This is a genomic window from Thermostichus sp. MS-CIW-36, from assembly GCF_054059035.1.
Genome location: NZ_JBSSBR010000004.1, coordinates 32505 through 50433, shown reverse-complemented (window position 1 = coordinate 50433; position 17929 = coordinate 32505). Strand labels below are relative to the sequence as shown.

Below are 17929 nucleotides of genomic sequence, written 5' to 3'. Positions count from 1 at the left end.
TGATGACTTTGATAATTTCGATGATTCTGCTCTTAAACTGTTCTTACCAGCTTAGATGCTCGTCGATTCTTTCCTATCGGCTTATGAGTCAAGATGTAGCCACTTTACGTCGTTTAATTCGACGGCTCAATCAGTCCCACACCACTGCGGAAGAACGCCGCTATTTGTTGGAGATCGGCAGCCTGGCTGCTTTGCTCACCCCAGAAGAGGCTGCCGCTTTGGCCCAGGATCCCAAGCAACTCACCGCCGAGCAGCACTATCGCATTTGGGACTGGGTGCATCGCTGGGAACGGGAGCACCGCCACGAAGATCTGGACTGGGATCCCTCCCTAGACCGACACAACGACTAAATCAGTCGCGGTGATTATCGTTACCCAGAACGTGTCTAAAACATTTCTTTCATCTCTTCTAAAGCCATGAGTGACTCCGGGAGAACTTGCCCTCCATCAACGACGAGAGTTTGGCCTGTAATGTAAGCAGCCTCTTCAGAAGCAAAAAAGAGTGCTGCGTTAGCAACATCCTCAACACTACCTAGACGTTTCATAGGAATCGAGGCTGCCATCTTAGCCAAATAGTCAGCCCCTAAGCTGTCCAATCCTTCTGTGTGGATGTTGCCTGGCATCACAGCATTGATAGTGATGTTCCAGGGAGCAAGCTCAATGGCGGCGGTGCGAATAAACCCTAACTGTCCGGCTTTAGAGGCTCCATAATGACTCCACCCCGGATACCCAGTGATGGGCCCAGTGATTGAAGAAGTTACGATGATTCGTCCCCACTGCTGCTGCTTCATCGCTGGCAAGACTGCAGAAATACTCAGAAACATTCCCTTGAGGTTAGTGCTGAGAACAAGATCAAAGTCTTCTGAGGTCATGACATCCAGTTTAGCTACTGGGAAGATTCCTGCATTAGCACACAGTATGTCAATGTGTCCATACCGCTTAAGTGCTGTAGATGCAAGAGCATGGCAGGACTCAGGATTTGCAACATCTGCCGCAAAGGCCGATACGTTTGAACCCAATACTGAGGCCAAGGTTTCCGCTTGCTCCAGATGTCGAGAAACAACTAACACATTAGCTCCTACTTCGGCAAAACGCTTGACCAAACCACGTCCAATGCCGCGACTTCCCCCTGTGACAATTACTGTGCGTCCAGCTAGAGACCTAAACATTTTTTCTCCTCAAGTCGAAGTTAGGAACAGACAAAGTAATAGCAACTACTACTTCTAGCTAGGTTGGCATAAGTCAAACTTGGCCTGTCTGTCGTGTCAACAGGTTTTAGAGCAAAGCCCTACACACATCCTCCAAAGCTTCTGCAAATAGCTCTGCTTCTGGAGATTGAAGACAGAGAGGCGGACGGATCTTCAGGATGTGCCCAAGACTTCCAGTAGCTCCTATCAAAATCTGCTTCTCCTCGCATAGGGCATTAATGATACGCGTTGCTCGTCTTACATCTGGCCTACCGTCTTTGGGATCAACTATATCTATTCCCAGATAAAGGCCTGCACCCCTCACTCCTCCTATGACTGGGTAATGAGTTGATAGGTCTTGTATCCATGAACGCAGTTTAGTCCCTAGCCAAGAAGCATTTTCTACAAGGCCCTCTTCCTCAATCACTTCCAAGACAGCTAGACCTGCTGCTGCCGCAACAGGATTGCCTGCAAAAGTATTGAAGTAGCCAAAATGTTCGCTGAAAGCCCGGAGATACTCAGGGCGAGTAACAATCCCTGCCATAGGAAAGCCGTTTCCCATGGGCTTGCCCAGAGTCACCAGATCGGGAACTACACCATGGCGTTCAAAGCCCCACATCGTCCCTGTGCGGCCAAACCCAGGTTGCACTTCATCAGCAATCCACAATCCACCTGCTTCATGGACGACATCCACAGCCGCCTGCAGAAATCCTGGCGGATCTACATAAACACCATCGCTCGAAAAGATTGTGTCCACTAAAAGCCCCGCAAAGGGAATTCCTGCTTGCTGGAGATCCTGGATCTCAGCAGCCACTGCTTCCGCGAAGCCTTTCCCAACATCCGAGCCATAGTAGAGAGGATCTGGAGGAGGCACCGTACGAACGTAACGTGGCAGTGAGCCCTGGCGGTAAGAAGCTGGCGAAACTTCTGTAACTGCCGCTGTATTCCCATGGTAAGCATTGCTGGATACAATAAAACCTTCTCCCTTTGTGAAGTAACGAACAATTCGCAACGCCAAATCATTACTCTCACTGCCCGTACATGTTAAAACCAGATTTGATAGTTCAGGAGGAAATAAAGATAGCAGCTTCTCCGCGTAGTCATTGAGAATTCTATAAAGGTAACGAGTGTTAATGTTTAGCCTTTGGATCTGATCGCATACTGCCTTAGTAACTCGAGGATGACAGTGACCAACCGAAGGTACGTTATTGTAGAAATCCAGATAGCGAGTACCGTCAGCAGCAAGAATTGAGCAACCTCTGGCACTGACAATATGCAGAGGACGCTGGTAGAAGAGGACTGAGAGGGATCCAAGTATCTGCTCTCGTCTTCGCAGGAGCTCGGCTAAATTATCTTCAAAAGTGGAAAGATCTGCGGATTCTAAAGCAAACGCATTCAGAGCGAGTATTTCCTTTTTGTCTTTCATAGTCATTGCCATTACATCTATTCAAGCATAGCACTGAAGAAACCTTTCTGCTAATTCTAGCGTTCCAGAAGTATAGGACTCCCCTAGCTCCCGAGCCGTCGGGGTTTCAGAATGGGAAGCAATCCAGGCAGTTAGAAGAATTCGACGCAGCATGACAAAGACGGGTATTTGAGCAACTTGAACGTCTGTCAGAGGGAGTTCGGTTCTATATCCCTCTACCCAGGCCGCTTGTAAATCTGGAAGATAAGGCTTATGTTCGATAAACGAAGCTGCTGCAGCAAAGTCATAGAGAAACCAGCTAAATCCACAATCGTCAAAATCTATGACATAAATTCCATCATCATTTACCAGTAGATTAGTAAGTCGAAGGTCAGCATGGATGAGTCCAAAGTTTTCTGGCTGACTCAGAGGCTCCAGCAACTTGCGTAAGACTTCAACAGTTCGTTCTAACAGATTCGTTCCCTCATGCGTGAGACCTGGTGCTGCTCGGTAATCACCCCAAATCTTTACTGACCCAAGTGTCATCTCAAAATCCCAGGTTTTACGTTTGAATGAGGGGGGTAAACACCAGACCCGAGCGTGCTTGTGAAGTCTGGCAGTAATCACACCTAGGTTGTAAAAGTGTGTAACCAAATCTGCGCCTTCGGAGGGTGAATCTCCATCGACAAATTCAAAAGCAACCACGTAAAGGATCACATTTTCTCGTTTAATCTCTCCAACTAACTTCCCATCCCTCAAGGGAATAATACTTGGAGTTTTTACTCTTGTATCTTTCCTGATTGCCTCAATCCAAAGCAACTCTGACTCTATTTCCTGAAGGTCATGATAACCAGGGCGATATACACGGAATACCAAATCCTGATCAAGTCCTGTGTTCCTCGCTAGAAAAGTAGCGTTCTCTGATATATTGAGCAGATCTATCTCCGCTGCGAGATTCACACCCCAAGATGGTAACAATTGATAGAGCCCTTCTTTGATTTGTCGAATAAATTCGTCGGTATACATTGATTACCTCACTTTGTAGCATCCTGCCGGGAAAGCTGATGAAGTTGAAGGCGACGAATCAAGACAAAGAGTAAGCCGCTCATAAGGAAGATAGTTGCTGCACCCAGAGTCGATATAGTTCCCAGAACTGGCACCATTGGTGTATATCCTGCCACCATTTTACTGTAGAGCCACTCTGGAATCGTAGAGTCGGCTCCAGATGTATACAGTGACAGCGGGAAGTTGCCCCAAGAAAGTAGAAAAGAAAAGAGAGCTCCTGATTGAATACCTGGCCAGAGTAGAGGTAGTGTAATCTCTCTAAAAACCTGCAAGTTGGAACAACCTAGATCATAAGCTGCTTCCTCTAGACTAGCATCAAACCCGTAGACCTGAATGGCCATAACTAGTGTTGCAACTGGAGCTATCCAGACCAAGTGAGCAAAGATTGCTGTACGCCAAGAGGTTTCAATTCCAAAAGTGTTAAAGAACAGTAGTAATGCAAGTCCAAGCACAGGTTGTGGAAAAAAAATAGGCAGAACAAGTACTTTCTGAAAAAGCTTACGCCCTCGCCAATTGAACCTAGCAAAGGCCAGAGACCCGCAGAAAGCAATCCCTACGGAAAGAAGTGTAACAGAAAAAGCAATTAGAAGAGAGTTAGTAATTATTGTGTGAATTTCCAGCGATTCAAGCGTTTGTTCCCACCACCGAGTAGAAAATGAGCGAATAGGAAAAGTAAAATAGCGGGCTCTGGAAAAGCTAGCTAGAACAGTACAGAATAATGGCAAGTAAATGGTCAGGAGAGCAAATCCTGTCCATACCCATGTGAGGATTTCAGATTTCCGCCGACCAGGAAGTTTCATAAAAGTCTCGAAGTGCTCTAGATCTCTAGCTTCTATCTCAGCTATATCTCTTTCTTACCTAAAATTCGATCTAAATCAACTTTAGAGAAGATAGCCACAACAAGACCACCAATCCATAGTGTCAACAGAACAGAAAGTGCAGACCCCAAAGGCCAATTCTGAGCATAGGTAAAGGCATGCTCTACATCATGGGCAATCACAATTACAGATTGACCTCCCAAAATTCGGGCCTCCGTTAAAGCACCGAAAGCTAAAACAAATGTAAGCAACATCCCAACCAAGATTCCGGGTAATGCAATAGGCAATTCTACTTCTCGCCAAATCTGCCATCGATTAGCCCCTAAATCTGCAGCAGCATCGCAGAGGTCGCGAGGAACCATTGCTAACCCTAAGGTAACAGGAAAGAGCATAAATGGAAAATGGGTATAGATCATTCCTGCCAATATCATTCCGGGCTGGTACAGAACTTCTAGTCCACCTTGCCATCCCAAAGCTTCGATTGTTCCGTTGAGAACCCCACCTTTAATGAAGAATAGCACCCATCCATGAAGGCGAACATTCTCGGAAATGAAAAGAGGAAAGATGAAGAGATTGGTAACCAGACCAGCCCAGTGACTGAAAACACGGCATAAACCATGAGCTATAGGGTAGGTAAAAAGGAATAACAGACAACAGGTAGCAAGTGCGAGACCGTTAGACCAAATGAAAGATCTCCAAATGCTATTTTCGGCCCTAATCAGCTCGCTATAATTTACTAGCGTGAAGGATCTCAGCAATTCAAAGCTACGAGGAGTTGCAAATGAGTAGAGTAAAATCACGCACAGTGGCAAGAAAAAGCCCACTCCCAGAAGAACAAGGCTAGGTATCGACAGAAAAGCGGGCGACAAAGATGCTTTCCCGCGATTCTCCAATAAAGACGGCAGAGCTGTTGTCATAATTACCCTAAATTGCTTACCATTTCACCTAACTCACTACTGTAAACGCATCACTAGCATTCCACCCTAAGGTAACCTCCATCTGTAATGATAGACTAGAAGCCTGAGAACGTGAAACCTCAACTAGCATCATTTTATCTCCAACCCTTACTTGATATTGAATCCTCGAGCCCAAGTCATATCTGTTATGAATCTCTCCGATAAGAATATTATCTGCAGTTTCATGAGGACGTAAAACTCGCAGGCGTTCAGGTCGGATTACTATATAAGCAGAGCAAATATCTGGTTCACCAGGAGGTGGGAGAACACAAAAAGATCCATCAACATCCTCTCCTGACCAAATCAAATCCTTCTCTCTACGTTTTACCCTGATAATATTTACATCTCCCATGAACTCTGCAACAAACCGATCTGCTGGACGCTCGTAAATCTCCTCTGGTGAGCCGACCTGAATTAATCTTCCTTGGTGCATGACAGCAATCCGATCAGACATCACCATTGCTTCCTCTAGGGAGTGAGTGACATAGACAAAAGTCTTCCTTGTTGCTTGATGAAGCTCCTTAAGCTCTTTTTGCAAAACCTTTTTCAATCTATAGTCAATAGCAGAAAGCGGCTCATCAAAAAGTAAGACTTCGGGATCAAAAGCCAACGCGCGGGCTAGGGCAACTCTCTGTTTTTCTCCTCCCGAGCAGTGCATGACATTCCTGCGGTAATAGTTTTCAGGCAGGTGTACAGTAGCCATAAGCTCTAAGGCTCGGCGACGGCGTTCAGGAGCACCGACTCCTCGAACCTTTAGAGGAAACTCAATGTTTTCTCCTACAGTTTTATGGGGAAAGAGAGCTAGAGATTGAAACACTAGACAGGTAGGACGCAAGTTTGGAGGCAAGTCATTGATACGATTGCCTCGCAGGATGATATTTCCTTGGGAAGGCACTTCCATGCCCGCAAGCATGCGAAGTAAAGTTGTCTTTCCAGATCCCGAAGGACCCACCAAAGTTAAGAATTCCCCCTCATAGACATCTAGGTCTGCTTTGTGAACAGCCACAAATGAACCAAATGCTTTAGATACCCCTATTAACTGTAGAACTGGTGTTGAGGAATAGCTTCTCTGAGTGGAAAACTCTTGGCTCTGTAGCTTGACGGCATCCATGTGCTGCCACCCCTCTGCGCTATGTCCGCAAGCGTTTGGCTGCATTCATCAAATCTAAGGCTTTGCTGTAGTCAGGAACGATGCTATACTCTGTAGAGCGAGCCATTTCTTCTTCAAGACTATCCCACTGGATTGCCTCTAGCTGTTCTTTGGTGAATAATTTGAAGCAATCTGGATTTCCCATCTGGGTAACCGGGTTAAATGTTCCCTCCGCAAAGGCAACGCGGTGAGCGATTTCTGGTTCCTGAATATACTTGAGAAACTCGAATGCAAGCGGTGAGAGCTGTGGGTTATTAACTACAGATGTAATCTCAATCCAGGCGATTCCCCCTTTATTTCCAGGCATTGGCCCTTTGAGTGGAGTGATGCCGCGTAGTTCTAGGAAGCCCTCCGCCCTAGCAGGTGAAACAGAGTATGTCCCACCAGTGAATTGCAAGTCAATCTCCTCTGAGACTAAAGCTTGGTTCATCGCAGCGATATCCCCAATCAGCTTTGCATTACGAAACAAGGTTTTGGCAGTCTCAAAAAACCTGGACATCTCCTCTTCAGAATGCTGCTTGAAGGGATCAATCCCTGCTACCAAGAAGATGTTAAAGACATTCCAGTCATCTGACTCCAGAATACCGTAACGACCAGCTAATGCCGAGTCGTTGAACAGCTCCCAGCCCTCTTCCTCAGCTGTTTTGCGACTAATCTTGTTGGTATTGACCACAAAGGAATAGGGACCAAAGCGCTGAGCCATACCCAACAACTCTGTTCCAGTAGCATCCATCGCCCACTTGTAGGGGGGACGAAATTGAGGAAGCATGGACTCAAAATAATACTCAAACTCCTTACGGGGAAGAGGTTTAATCAGGTTTTCCGGATACATGACCTCTCGTGCCCAAGGGTTGTTCACATTGATTAGATCCCAAACTCTAGTCTCGCCTGCTCGCAAGCGATTGATCATTGTGGGATCATTGGTTAAGGTTTCAGCTTTCACTGTTGCACTGTACCGTTGGCGGAAGGGATCAAGAACCTGCGCAGAGTTGTAACCCTCCCAGCACAGAATATTCATCTCTTTCTCTCGCGCGGCAAAAGCCTCTTGGTACTGCCTCAAAAAGCCACCGCTAATTGCAACACCTACACCTGCAGCAATGCTCTTAACTACCGACCTTCTAAAAATGCTCATGACCAAGCCATGCAAGTCAAGGTTCCCCTGTACCGTATCTCCAACAATGATGAACGATCTGTAGCTTAGGGCACATTTCCCTAGGAGATTGTGGGGTAATCGTGTCTCATCTAATCTTGTTCTTGCCATGGGGGAATATAGCGCCATGTTAGTTATAGGTGCGTGTAGGTGCGTGGCTGTAAGCAAGAAGCTATTGTCTCGTTGGCAACGACTTTACTGCTACCTCCACGATGCAGCTTTTGCAAAGTACAGAGGGCTTTGGAGAGATACTGATGTCAGTACAGTGTGCGAAGCGAGTACAGGGGCAGAGGTGATATGTTAGGAGCCTCCAGATAGCCAAGGTCGAGGAGCTATCAATCTGCTCTCAGAGTCATGCGTTTGTTGCGTTTGTAAAGCGGCAGGGATCCCGATCCGCCAAACCAACGCCTACTACCCCCTACAGGGATCCCCCACTCCCGAAAGCTCCCAGAGCTGGGTCTACCAGGATTTCTCGCCGGGATTGCGCTTTTTCCCCGATGGATCTTTTTCCAATGGGCGGCTGCAGCTGGCGCCGTTTAGTGATTTTGCCGTCGAGCAGGGCTTTCTCTGGGGGGATCGCAAGGCGCGGCTGGTGCAACAGTGGGATGCCCAAGGTCGTCTGGTAGAGGTAACCGCGATCCTGGAGCGGCGCGGCCAAGCTTTGGATCCCGTTGCAGACTGTGCACCCCTGAGCAGAGAGCGACTGAGAGCCTGCCTCCAGGGGAGATGGCGGGGGATCGCCCAGAGCTTTGCGGTTGCCGAGGGCCGGTTTGCCGAAACCGAGGTGGACTGCTCGGGGGCAGAGTGGTTGAGCAACTGGGATCCCTTGCCTGGGGGGCTGTGGATTGGCGGGCCGGATCCCTTGCCCATCCCTACCGCCCACCGGGATCGCAGCTTTTCGGTGAGCCTGAGCTGGTTTCCGCAGTCGGAAGACTGCCATTGTCTCTTGCGTTTGATCCGGGACTACGATGCCCGCGGTGCTTGGCAAGGGGTTACGCTGATCCGGGCGCAGAGGGATCCCGTTTGAGAAAGGCGCAAACCTGGGCAAACACCGTTTCCCGCTCGCAGTCCAAAGTGAGGATGTGGTCGGAGTGCTCCAGCCAATGCAAGATCTTCTCCTCGGATCCCAGCTCTTGATAGAGCCACGCTGCCTGTTCAGGATCCACTACTGTATCTTGGCGAGATTGCAGGATCAGAGTGGGAACCCGGATGCCGGCCACCTCTCCCTTGACCCGCTCGATCAGCTCCAGAGCGCTGCGCACCGCCGACAGATTAAAGCTGCGGAAATAGGCCGTTCTTTCTGCCAAGGCTCGAGCGTCCCCATCCCGAATCGGCAAGCTGAGGCGGGGCACCTCCTTCAATAGCCAACCCAGGCTGTTCAGGTACTGCTCTGGGCGAAAAAGATAGTACCAGTGGTGGCGAATGGCGAAAAACGGCGCCAGCAGCACCAATTTGTGGATGGGATGGGCAAAAGCCAGGTGCAAAGCCAGCAGACAGCCGGTGGAAAAGCCCACCAAGGAAACGCGGGGATACTCCTGCTGCAAAGCCAGATAATGCTCCAAAGCCCGCCCGTACCACTCCGTCCAGCGGGAAGGGGGCATGTGGGCAGACCGGCGGTCGTGTAAGCGATGCGGAGCACTGTCATGGCCGGGATAGTTAAATCCCTGCACCGTCAGGCCAGCCGCCAACAGCCGCTCTGCCAGCCATTGCAACTCGTAAACACCGCCCCCCAATCCATGTAGCAGCAGACAGGCGTGTTCCCCTGCTCCTCGCCACAAAAAGGGTTCGTTACTCAACATAAAAAAATAAAACTCCGTTCCACTTCGCGACGGGATCCTTTGCTAGCCCAAGGTGATATCCAGCAACATCATCACCACAAACCCACTGATGACCCCAAAGGTGCCCTCCCGCTCCAACCCCTGCCGGTGCGACTCAGGGATGATCTCATCGGAAATGACAAACAACATCGCCCCCGCCGCAAAAGCCATGCCCCAGGGTAGTAGGGGCTGCGCCAGAGAGACCACCGTTGCTCCCAGGATCCCGCCGATGGGCTCCACCAGTCCGGTCAGCAGGGCGATGCCAAAAGCGAACAGCCGCGAGTACCCCTGGCCCACCAGTGACAAAGCCACCACCAGCCCTTCTGGCATGTTCTGCAAGCCGATCCCCAGCGCCAGCGCCAACCCATCGCCGACTTGGCCGGTAGCGAAACCCACTCCCACCGCCAGTCCTTCCGGGAAATTGTGCAGGGCGATGGCAATGATGAACAGCCAAATCCGCTTCAAATGGGCGCGGTTCTCCCCTTCAACCCCTTTGAAAAAGTGCTCGTGGGGAAAAAAGCGGTGGGCACTCTCCAGGAAGATTGCCCCTAGCAGCAGGCCCGCCGCCATCGCCACCGCCGCTCCAAATGGGGAATACCCCAGCGCCATGGCTGCCTCGGTGCCCGGCACCACCAGCGAAAACGAGGTGGCCGCCAGCATCACCCCACCCCCAAATCCCAGCAGGATCCCTTGTACCCTTTCCGAGAGCGAGGGGAGAAACAGAGCGGGCAAGGCCCCTAACCCGGTTGCCAACCCGGCGATCAAGCTGGCCAGGGATCCCATCCCAATTGGATGCACAAGCCAATCTCCACAAAGGCCGAATGCTTTTCAATTCTTCTCCCTTTCCAACGTTGTGTGAACATTGCTGGCTCGAGCGGCATAGGCGAGGTTCTGAAAGTTGGCTTGGAGCGCCAGATTTTGTGCTTACAAGCAAGGTACCTAAGAGCAAGTCTGAAGGAGCTATTCCCTAGTTGGAGTTTGCCGGCTAAGCCAAGGTTTATTACAATAATTGTGAATTGCCTCGGCGCAGAAGCGTCCTGAACAGCAATTGGACTGGAGTACACTGCAGCAAGACAGGTCGATAAAAACTAAAGTCAAGTCCGATAGTGATGAGGAGTGAGAGAGCGATGAAGAAAAAAGCAGTTACAACTCTTGTGGCCTTGAGTCTAGGAGCGGCCTGTCTAGGACTGACCGGCTGCGGTGGAGGCGGAAGCGGTGGGACGACAGTGCCTACACCTACACCGACTCCAACTCCGACACCTACACCGACACTCACACCGACCCCAACTCCAACATCCACCCCAACCCCGACACCTACGCCCACAACGGGTGCCCCGACTTTTAGCAAGGCATTTAGCCCCACCTCGGTAGCTGCCGGCCCCACTGCCAAAACAACTCTGACCTACACGATCACCAACACCGCTGCCCTGCCCCTGACTGGTCTAGCTTTTTCCGACGACTTGCCTAACGGTTTGGTCATTGCCAATCCCAATAACCTGAACAATGGCTGTGGGGGGACGGTGATAGCTCCACCAGCAACCACTTCCATCTCGTTGGTCAACGGCTCATTGGCAGCCAACGCTAGCTGCACCATCAGCCTGGATCTTCAGGTTACAGCCACGACAGCGGGATCCCTGACCAGCCTCGCGGTAACCCTGAGCAGCAACCAAGGGCTCAATGCCACCGCTGCTGCTATCAACTTAACGGTAACGGTGCCACCTCCCGCCTTTACCATGGCCTTTTCTCCCAACCCGCTTGGCCCAATCGGCTCACCTGCCGTTACCGGGAATGGAACTCTGACGTTTACAATAACCAACAACGCAGCCATTCCATTGACGGGCTTGGCCTTTGACCACACCTTGCCGGGAGGGCCGCCTCCTTTAACCGTATTTCCTCCACCTCCTCCCTTACCTCCTTCCTGTGGTGCTGGAGCTACCCTCACAGTGATGGGTGTGGACACCATTCAATTCACCGGAGGACAAGTAGCCCCAGGACAAACTTGCACAGTGACCATCTTTGTCCAAGTCATATTCGCAGTTACGGACCCACCCGGCACCTACAACTACCCCAACTCCCCGGTGACGTTGAACAGCACTGAGGCTGCCCCTGTTACAGCGGGGCCGGTAACCTGGACGGTTCAGGCTTATTGATCCTTGACGGTTCAGGTTAATAATTAGTCCTTCAAAAGCAGCTCGGCAATTTGAATGGCGTTGAGGGCCGCACCTTTGCGGATTTGATCCCCGCATAGCCACAGCTCCAGGGCCTTGGGCTCGGAGATGTCCTGGCGGATGCGGCCCACCGCCACTTCATCCCTGCCGGCCACGTCGATGGGCATGGGAAAGCGGTTCTGCTGCCAATCTTCAATGAGCACCACCCCAGGGGCTTGAGCCAAGATTTGCCGAGCTTGCTCCACCGGGAAGGGCTGTTCAAACTCCAGGTTGAGGGCCTCGGCGTGGGTACGTAGCACCGGCACCCGCACACAGGTAGCTGTCAGCCGCAGGTTGGGGGATCCGATAATCTTGCGGGATTCGTTGACCATTTTCATCTCTTCCTGGCAGTAGCCGTTCTCTTGCAGGGGGCTGTTGTGGAGGAAGAGGTTGAAGGCAATGGGGTAAGGGAACACCTGGGGCTGCAACGGCTGCCCCTGCAGGTAGGCGCGGGTTTGCTCTTGCAGCTCCACCATGGCGCGGGCCCCGGCCCCACTGGCCGATTGATAGGTGGCGGCCACCACGCGGCGCAGGGGGATGTGGCGATGCAGGGGGTAGATGGCCACGCACATTAGGATGGTGGTGCAGTTGGGATTGGCAATGATCCCTTGGTGACGGAAGGCTTCCTGGGGGTTGACCTCCGGCACCACCAGCGGGACATCGGGATCCAGGCGAAAGGCGCTGGAGTTGTCAATCAGCACCGCCCCCGCCTCGACGATGGGCTTGGCCCAGGCTTTGGAAACACTTGCTCCGGCAGAGGCCAGCACCAGATCCAGGCCCCGGAAGGCCGCTTCTGAAACCGGCTCAACCGGGATCCGTTCCCCCTTGAAGGTCAAATAAGTGCCCGCTGAACGGGGCGAGGCCAAAAGCTTGAGGTCGGCTACAGGAAAGTGGCGCTCTTCCAATAGCGTCAGCAGCTCTGCCCCTACTGCCCCTGTTGCTCCCAAAATGGCTACCCGTTGTTGCCGTGCCATGCTTTCTTGTCCTTAGATTTTCCTAATTCTAGGGTTCCAGAGGTTGCTGTAATCGAGGCCAAAGCAGCCTGCACCTCTGCCAGCTCGACTTGATCGGTCAGCTCCGCTTGGCCAATCCGGCGGGGCAAAACGAAGCGAATCCGCCCCTGTTTGACTTTCTTGTCGGCCTGCATTGCCTGCAGCACTGCCTCCCAAGGGATCCCGGCCGGCCACCGGCTGGGCAGTCCTGCTTTCTCGATCAGGCGTCGTTGCCGTTCGGCTTCAGCAGCGCTCCACCACCCCAGGCGGCGGGCGATCTCCCCGGCAGCTACCATGCCGATGGCGACAGCTTCTCCGTGCAGATAGCGGCGGTAGCCGGTGGCAGCTTCTAGGGCATGGCCGAGGGTGTGGCCGTAGTTGAGTATGGCCCGCAGGCCCGCTTCTTTCTCGTCCTGCTGCACCACCCAGGCTTTGCACTCGGCACAGCGGCGCAGCAGGTAGTGCAAGTCTGCGGGAGTAAAGTCGGTGTAGCGGCTCAGTTGGGGTCGATCTTCCAAAAACTCAAATAGGTCGGCAGCCTGAATCACGCCGTATTTGATCACCTCTGCCAAAGCCGAAGTAAACTCCCGCTGGGGCAGAGTCTGCAATAGCGTTGGATCAATCCACACCAGGCGCGGCTGATAAAACGCCCCAATGAGGTTTTTCCCGCCAGGATGGTTGACACCGGTCTTGCCACCAATGGCCGCATCCACCATGGCCAAAAGTGAGGTGGGCACCTGCACAAAAGGGATCCCGCGCAGCCAAGTGGCGGCGGCAAACCCCACCATGTCGCCAATGACCCCCCCTCCTAGAGCCACCAAGGTGGAGGAGCGCTCCAGGCCAAAGGCTAGGGCGGCGTCGTAGATCTTGGCCACCGAGCGCAGGGTTTTGTAGCGTTCGCCGGCAGGCAATAGGCAGAGGTGGGCGGCAAACCCCGCTTGTTGCAGCCCCTGCAGCAACTTCTCGGCAAAGTGTTTGGCAATGCCGGGATGGCTCACCACCAGAGCCTTGCCGGAAAGCCCTCTAGCTCGCATTTGGGATCCCAACTGGATCAGGCTGTGGCCGCTGGGGCCTTCCGCAGACTGGATGAGGATGTCGTAGGACTCTGTCCCGCTATCGTGAAAGGATCTGCTGGAGAGCTTGACAGGAATCAGACAGGGATCCATGCGTGTCGGTCCTGAGGGGCGGGATCCAGTGTGGCATGTTCTGCTCCCGTCTGCCTGCTGCAGGCATTGTCCTTGGGGTCTGAAAGCCCAGGGGATCCTGCTAGGGGTTGGGGTCAACTGGCTGCGGCTCCGACTGGGGAGTGAGGGTTTCCAAATCCGGCAGAGCTGTTCCCGCCGGCGAGGCCGAGTCTTCCTGGGCCAAGTCCTGCAGGGCGGCTTGGGCCGGCTGAAATTGCGGATCCAGCTCCAGACAGCGCCGCAAGCTGGCCTGGGCGGCTTCTCGCTGGCCGGCCCGCAGTTGAATCAGCCCCAGGGTGTGCCAAAAGGCGGGCCGCTGCGGATCCAGGTGCGTGGCCTGTTGGGCGTCTGCCAGAGCAGGTTCCAGCTTCCCCAGTTTCAAGGCTTCCCAGGCGCGGTTGTTGAGGGCCACAGCATCTTCTGGGGTGAGCTGCAAAACCCGCGAGTAGGCTTGCACAGCTTGTTCGGGATCCTTTAGCTCGCCGTAGAGCAAGCCCAGGGCAAACCAGCCCCAGGGATCCCGTTCGTTGAGGCGGAGCATCTGCTGGCAGGCGGCACGGGCTTCTTCCAGCCGGCCCAGACGCCGCAGGCTGGTGATCTGGCCAAACCAGCAGGCAGAACTGCCGGGACGCTGCTGCACCAAGCGCTGGAAATGCTGCAGGCTGGCCTCATATTGCCCCAACTCCTGCTGGGCCATTGCCAGGGCATAGCGGGCCGGAAAGTGCTCCGGCTTGATCTTGAGGGCTTCCTCGAAGTGGATGCAGGCTTCTTTCAGGTAGCCCAATTTTTGGAAGGCCACGCCGCGGGCGTACCAGCTTTTGAAGTTGTCGGCATCGTAGCGCAGGGCGCGTTCTAGAGCCTTGCTGGCCAGCCGATACTGCCCCAAGCGCAGCAGGGCCACCCCCAAGTTGTGCAGGGTGATGGGATCCCGGCGGCGCAGCCGCAGCGAGCGCTTGTAACATTCAACAGCCGAGCGCAGCCGGTGGCAGTGGAAGAGGGCATTGCCTTGGTAGCGCCAAACCCGCGCACTTCTGGGGTTGAGCTTCAAAACCCGCGCAAAACTAGCCGCTGCCGAGCTGGGCCGACGCAGCCGCCGCAGCACGATCCCACGGGCCAGCCAGGTGCGGGGCTGTTTGGGGTTGTAGCGCAGCGCCTTGTTCAGGCTGTTCAGGGCCAGCTTAGACCGCTTCAGTTGCAGCAGGCGGATGCCGCGATTGTGCCAGGCCAGAGCATCTTCCGGGTTGCTCTCCAGCACCTTGTCGTAGTTGACCACCGCCGACTTGTACTGCCCCAGGCGCCCTAGAATCAGGGCCAGGCGCAGCCGGGTTTCTTCGTCGTAGGGGTTGATGCTTAGAGATCCATTGTAGCTGTCCACCGCCTCGCGGTAGCGGGCCAACTGCACCAGCACATCCCCACGGCGGCTCCAAGCCAGGGCGAAGTTGGGATCCATGTTCAGAGCCCGGTCGTAGGCGGCCAGGGCTTCCGTCAGGTTGCCGCGGCGACGCCAGTCTTCCCCCCGCTCGAATTGGATGTCGGCACTGTTCCACTGAAACAGCCGCTGAATGAACTGCAAAATGGCGATCTGACGCGCTCCTTCTTCTGGCGTGGCGGAGGGGGTTTCGCCTGTGGCAATGCGCAGGATGGCCATCTGGATGGCCCGCAAAAAGGCCTGAAATCCCCGCACCTCTTCATCTTCCAGGGACTCTTTCCCCTCACGGCGGCGGTATTGCAGCCGGAACCGCTGCAGATCCCCGGGGGCAGGGAAGCTGGGATCCAAAAAGTGCATCAGCTCCAAGGCGCGGTACTCAAACAGCACCGGATCCTCTTCTGAGCCAGTAAAATCCAGCAGGGGCGCCTCTTCCAGGGGGCGGGGTAGCTCAGTGGGGGTGTGCAGCAGCGTCAGCAGGCGCTGGTTTTGTCGTGCCGGGGCATGGGGAAACCCGCTGTACAGCTCATCCCTTGGCCAGGGATCGGCAACAAACTCTGGAGAGGCCACCACTCCCACCCAGCGGCATTGTTCGATGGCCAGTTGCAGCTCCAGCTTGCGGTTATCCCCCGGCTGCAGCATCCAGCGGTCAAACCAGACTTTGAAACCCTCGCGATCCAGCCGCTCCGCCAGTTGACGCGCCCACCGGGCTTGCTCTCGGTGGTAGCGCAAGAAAAGGTCGAACTTGTAATGCTCTGAAGACATGAACGCCCGCTCGCTGATCTTCTCCAGCTTATCTTTGCGTTATCGCTGCGCGATGCTTTCACAAACGCAAACGCATTTGCTCCCCATCGGGTCTGGGGCAAGGAGCAAACCTGATGCTAGGCAACGCTTCCGCTCGATTGGTTCTGAATGGCGATGATGACCGGACAGCGATAGGCGATAGTTGGTGCAGGGCTTGAAAGGAGGGAGCACATGCTGGGTGGAGTTTTGGCGATTGCGGCCGCGATTGGCTTGGTGGTCTTGCTGTTGGAAGCGATTCGATATCGCTGCTGGGGATCCGTTCGCCGCTGGCAACCGGCAGTGGGGCTGGGCTTGGTGGCCTTGGCGGCGCTGGGGTGCTGGCTGGGTCAGTTGCCGGATCTGATCCCCCTGGCTTTGTTGTTGGGGGGCCTGGTGGGGGTGGGTTTACTGGGGTTGAGTGGCTGCGGTCGGGCCGGGCAAGGGCTGGTGGTGCTGTTGCTCAGTTTGGCGGCCTGGCAAAGTCTGGCTATCGGCTCCCCCAGTCGCATCGGCATTGCGGAGCAGCATGGAATGCTCTTTCTGTGGGGCTGCGGCCTGGGGATGGGCTTGGTGGGGATCCCTTTGCTGGGGGTCTTGGCCGCAGCGGAAGCCCTGTCGTTGCTGATGGCGCTGGGCCAGGGGTGGAGCGGCATTGCCGCCATAACCTGGGGATCTCGCCTGCTGGAGATGGGATCCCAGCCGGATCTCCCTTGGCAGGTGCTGTTGCCGGTGGGGCTGGCCGCCCTCAGCTTGGTGGCAGGCACTGTGCCGCTCTTGACCGCCGCAGAAGACTCCCCCGGGCTGCTGTCGGCAGTGGGGCATGGGGTGGGGTGGCTGGTGGCGCTGGCGCTGGCCTTGGCCTTGACCCGCAACAGTCTATATCAGGATCCCTTCTGGGCCTTGCTCTACGGGGCAGGGGTGCTGCTCTCGTGGGCCTTGCTTGCCTTGGAGAACCAGACGGGACGGGGGATCCCTGCGCCAGGGGAACCTGCTCATGTCAGCGGGCCGGAGGCTTTAGCCGGTCGCGTCAGCGTTGCCGAGCAACAAGGACGGCTGCTCTGGCGGGCCTGTGTGGGCCTAACGCTGGTGGGCGGAGGAGCGCTGCTGGCGCTGCGATTGGGGGGATCCTACGGGGCGGCCCTCTTGGGGCTGGGATGTCTGGCTTTTCCCAGCCGTTGGGGGGCGATGGCAGCCCTCTTCTTGTCGGCCCGCCCTCTGCTGCAAAACCTGTTGCACCAGTTCAACCTGCAGGTTGCCGGGATCGACCTCACCCAACCCTATGTGTCGGCGGCGCTGTACCTGGGAATGGCGGCCATGGCGCTGGCGGCGCTCATTCACTGGCTATACGGGCCAGACAAACCCCTGCAGACGGGGATCGCCCTGACGCTGGCTAGCCTGGCTCTGCCGGTGGGGGTGGGCTACTTCATTCACGCCCAGCCGCAAGCGGCCTTCCTGTTGGGAGCTTTGATGACTGCTTTGATCCTGGCGGCGCTGCAGCCCATCCTCCTGCAGCAGGAGGGAAGAGGGGCGGAATCTCCAGGGATCCATTCGCGGCAGCGGGACGGAGTCCTTGGTTTGGCTCTGGCCACGCTTGCCATTCTGGGATCCAACCTCAGCCGCGATTGGACGGTAACCGGCTTCCATGCCACCCGCCTGGAACGGGCGCTGGTGCTGGCCGGGGTGGTCGGGATCCTGGCGTTGATTCTCCTGCTCTGGCAAGGCTGGAGCCTGTGGCAATCCAGGAGAATGCGCGCCCCTGCCCGCTGTTCGCGTTAGCGGTGCGGAGCACT

At 54.6% G+C, this 17929-nt stretch carries 16 protein-coding genes; 4 read left to right on the top strand and 12 right to left on the bottom strand.

Annotated elements, in window-relative coordinates:
- Positions 1-83 precede the first annotated feature (83 nt).
- Positions 84-350, top strand: a complete 267-nt coding sequence (locus tag ACVWVQ_RS03345; RefSeq protein ID WP_457506866.1) for a hypothetical protein — start codon at positions 84-86, stop codon at positions 348-350.
- Positions 351-385: 35 nt separating this feature from the next.
- Here ACVWVQ_RS03345 and fabG read toward each other — a convergent pair whose 3' ends face one another.
- From fabG to ACVWVQ_RS03310, 7 genes are all read right to left on the bottom strand, one after another.
- Positions 386-1168 carry a 3-oxoacyl-ACP reductase FabG gene (gene fabG / locus ACVWVQ_RS03340; RefSeq protein WP_457506864.1) on the bottom strand — a complete coding sequence of 261 codons (783 nt, stop codon included), beginning with the start codon at positions 1166-1168 and terminating at the stop codon, positions 386-388.
- A gap of 106 nt (positions 1169-1274) precedes the next feature.
- On the bottom strand, positions 1275-2612 hold the full coding sequence (locus tag ACVWVQ_RS03335) for an aspartate aminotransferase family protein (RefSeq protein ID WP_457506862.1): 1338 nt from the start codon (positions 2610-2612) through the stop codon (positions 1275-1277).
- A 21-nt stretch (positions 2613-2633) separates the two neighbouring features.
- Complete coding sequence (locus ACVWVQ_RS03330; RefSeq protein WP_457506860.1) at positions 2634-3617, bottom strand: phosphotransferase enzyme family protein; 984 nt, start codon at positions 3615-3617, stop codon at positions 2634-2636.
- Between the two features lie 8 nt (positions 3618-3625).
- A complete protein-coding gene (locus ACVWVQ_RS03325; protein ID WP_457473642.1) occupies positions 3626-4456 on the bottom strand; it encodes an ABC transporter permease in 831 nt (276 codons plus the stop codon).
- Positions 4457-4497: 41 nt separating this feature from the next.
- Positions 4498-5391: an ABC transporter permease gene (locus ACVWVQ_RS03320; protein WP_457506858.1), complete on the bottom strand. Its 894-nt coding sequence runs from the start codon at positions 5389-5391 to the stop codon at positions 4498-4500.
- Between the two features lie 28 nt (positions 5392-5419).
- The gene (locus ACVWVQ_RS03315) at positions 5420-6541 is read right to left on the bottom strand and encodes an ABC transporter ATP-binding protein (protein WP_457506856.1); all 1122 of its coding nucleotides are present in this window, start codon (positions 6539-6541) and stop codon (positions 5420-5422) included.
- A gap of 19 nt (positions 6542-6560) precedes the next feature.
- Positions 6561-7712 (bottom strand): ABC transporter substrate-binding protein, encoded by a 1152-nt coding sequence (locus tag ACVWVQ_RS03310; RefSeq protein WP_457506854.1) that lies wholly within the window; start codon positions 7710-7712, stop codon positions 6561-6563.
- Between the two features lie 352 nt (positions 7713-8064).
- Here ACVWVQ_RS03310 and ACVWVQ_RS03305 point away from each other — a divergent pair, with 352 nt between their 5' ends.
- Positions 8065-8757, top strand: coding sequence for a DUF3598 family protein (locus ACVWVQ_RS03305; protein ID WP_457506936.1), 693 nt, complete (start codon positions 8065-8067; stop codon positions 8755-8757).
- Here ACVWVQ_RS03305 and ACVWVQ_RS03300 read toward each other — a convergent pair.
- A complete protein-coding gene (locus ACVWVQ_RS03300; protein WP_457503449.1) occupies positions 8723-9529 on the bottom strand; it encodes an alpha/beta hydrolase in 807 nt (268 codons plus the stop codon). The genes ACVWVQ_RS03305 and ACVWVQ_RS03300 overlap by 35 nt on opposite strands.
- A 42-nt stretch (positions 9530-9571) precedes the next feature.
- Entirely contained in the window at positions 9572-10345 is a 774-nt protein-coding gene (locus tag ACVWVQ_RS03295) for a ZIP family metal transporter (protein WP_457506852.1), read from the bottom strand.
- Positions 10346-10674: 329 nt separating this feature from the next.
- On the opposite strand from ACVWVQ_RS03295, the gene ACVWVQ_RS03290 reads away from it, so the two are divergent.
- Positions 10675-11697: a DUF7933 domain-containing protein gene (locus ACVWVQ_RS03290; RefSeq protein WP_457506850.1), complete on the top strand. Its 1023-nt coding sequence runs from the start codon at positions 10675-10677 to the stop codon at positions 11695-11697.
- Positions 11698-11720: 23 nt separating this feature from the next.
- On the opposite strand, the gene ACVWVQ_RS03285 is transcribed toward ACVWVQ_RS03290, so the two are convergent.
- From ACVWVQ_RS03285 to ACVWVQ_RS03275, 3 genes are all read right to left on the bottom strand, one after another.
- Complete coding sequence (locus tag ACVWVQ_RS03285; RefSeq protein WP_457506848.1) at positions 11721-12728, bottom strand: aspartate-semialdehyde dehydrogenase; 1008 nt, start codon at positions 12726-12728, stop codon at positions 11721-11723.
- Positions 12707-13912: a 3-dehydroquinate synthase gene (gene aroB, locus ACVWVQ_RS03280; RefSeq protein WP_457506846.1), complete on the bottom strand. Its 1206-nt coding sequence runs from the start codon at positions 13910-13912 to the stop codon at positions 12707-12709. Before aroB ends, ACVWVQ_RS03285 begins: the two co-directional genes overlap by 22 nt.
- Before the next feature lie 100 nt (positions 13913-14012).
- A complete protein-coding gene (locus ACVWVQ_RS03275) occupies positions 14013-16121 on the bottom strand; it encodes a tetratricopeptide repeat protein (protein WP_457506844.1) in 2109 nt (702 codons plus the stop codon).
- 210 nt (positions 16122-16331) lie between these two features.
- Here ACVWVQ_RS03275 and ACVWVQ_RS03270 point away from each other — a divergent pair, with 210 nt between their 5' ends.
- Positions 16332-17915, top strand: coding sequence for a hypothetical protein (locus ACVWVQ_RS03270; RefSeq protein WP_457506842.1), 1584 nt, complete (start codon positions 16332-16334; stop codon positions 17913-17915).
- The last annotated feature ends 14 nt before the right edge of the window (positions 17916-17929 follow it).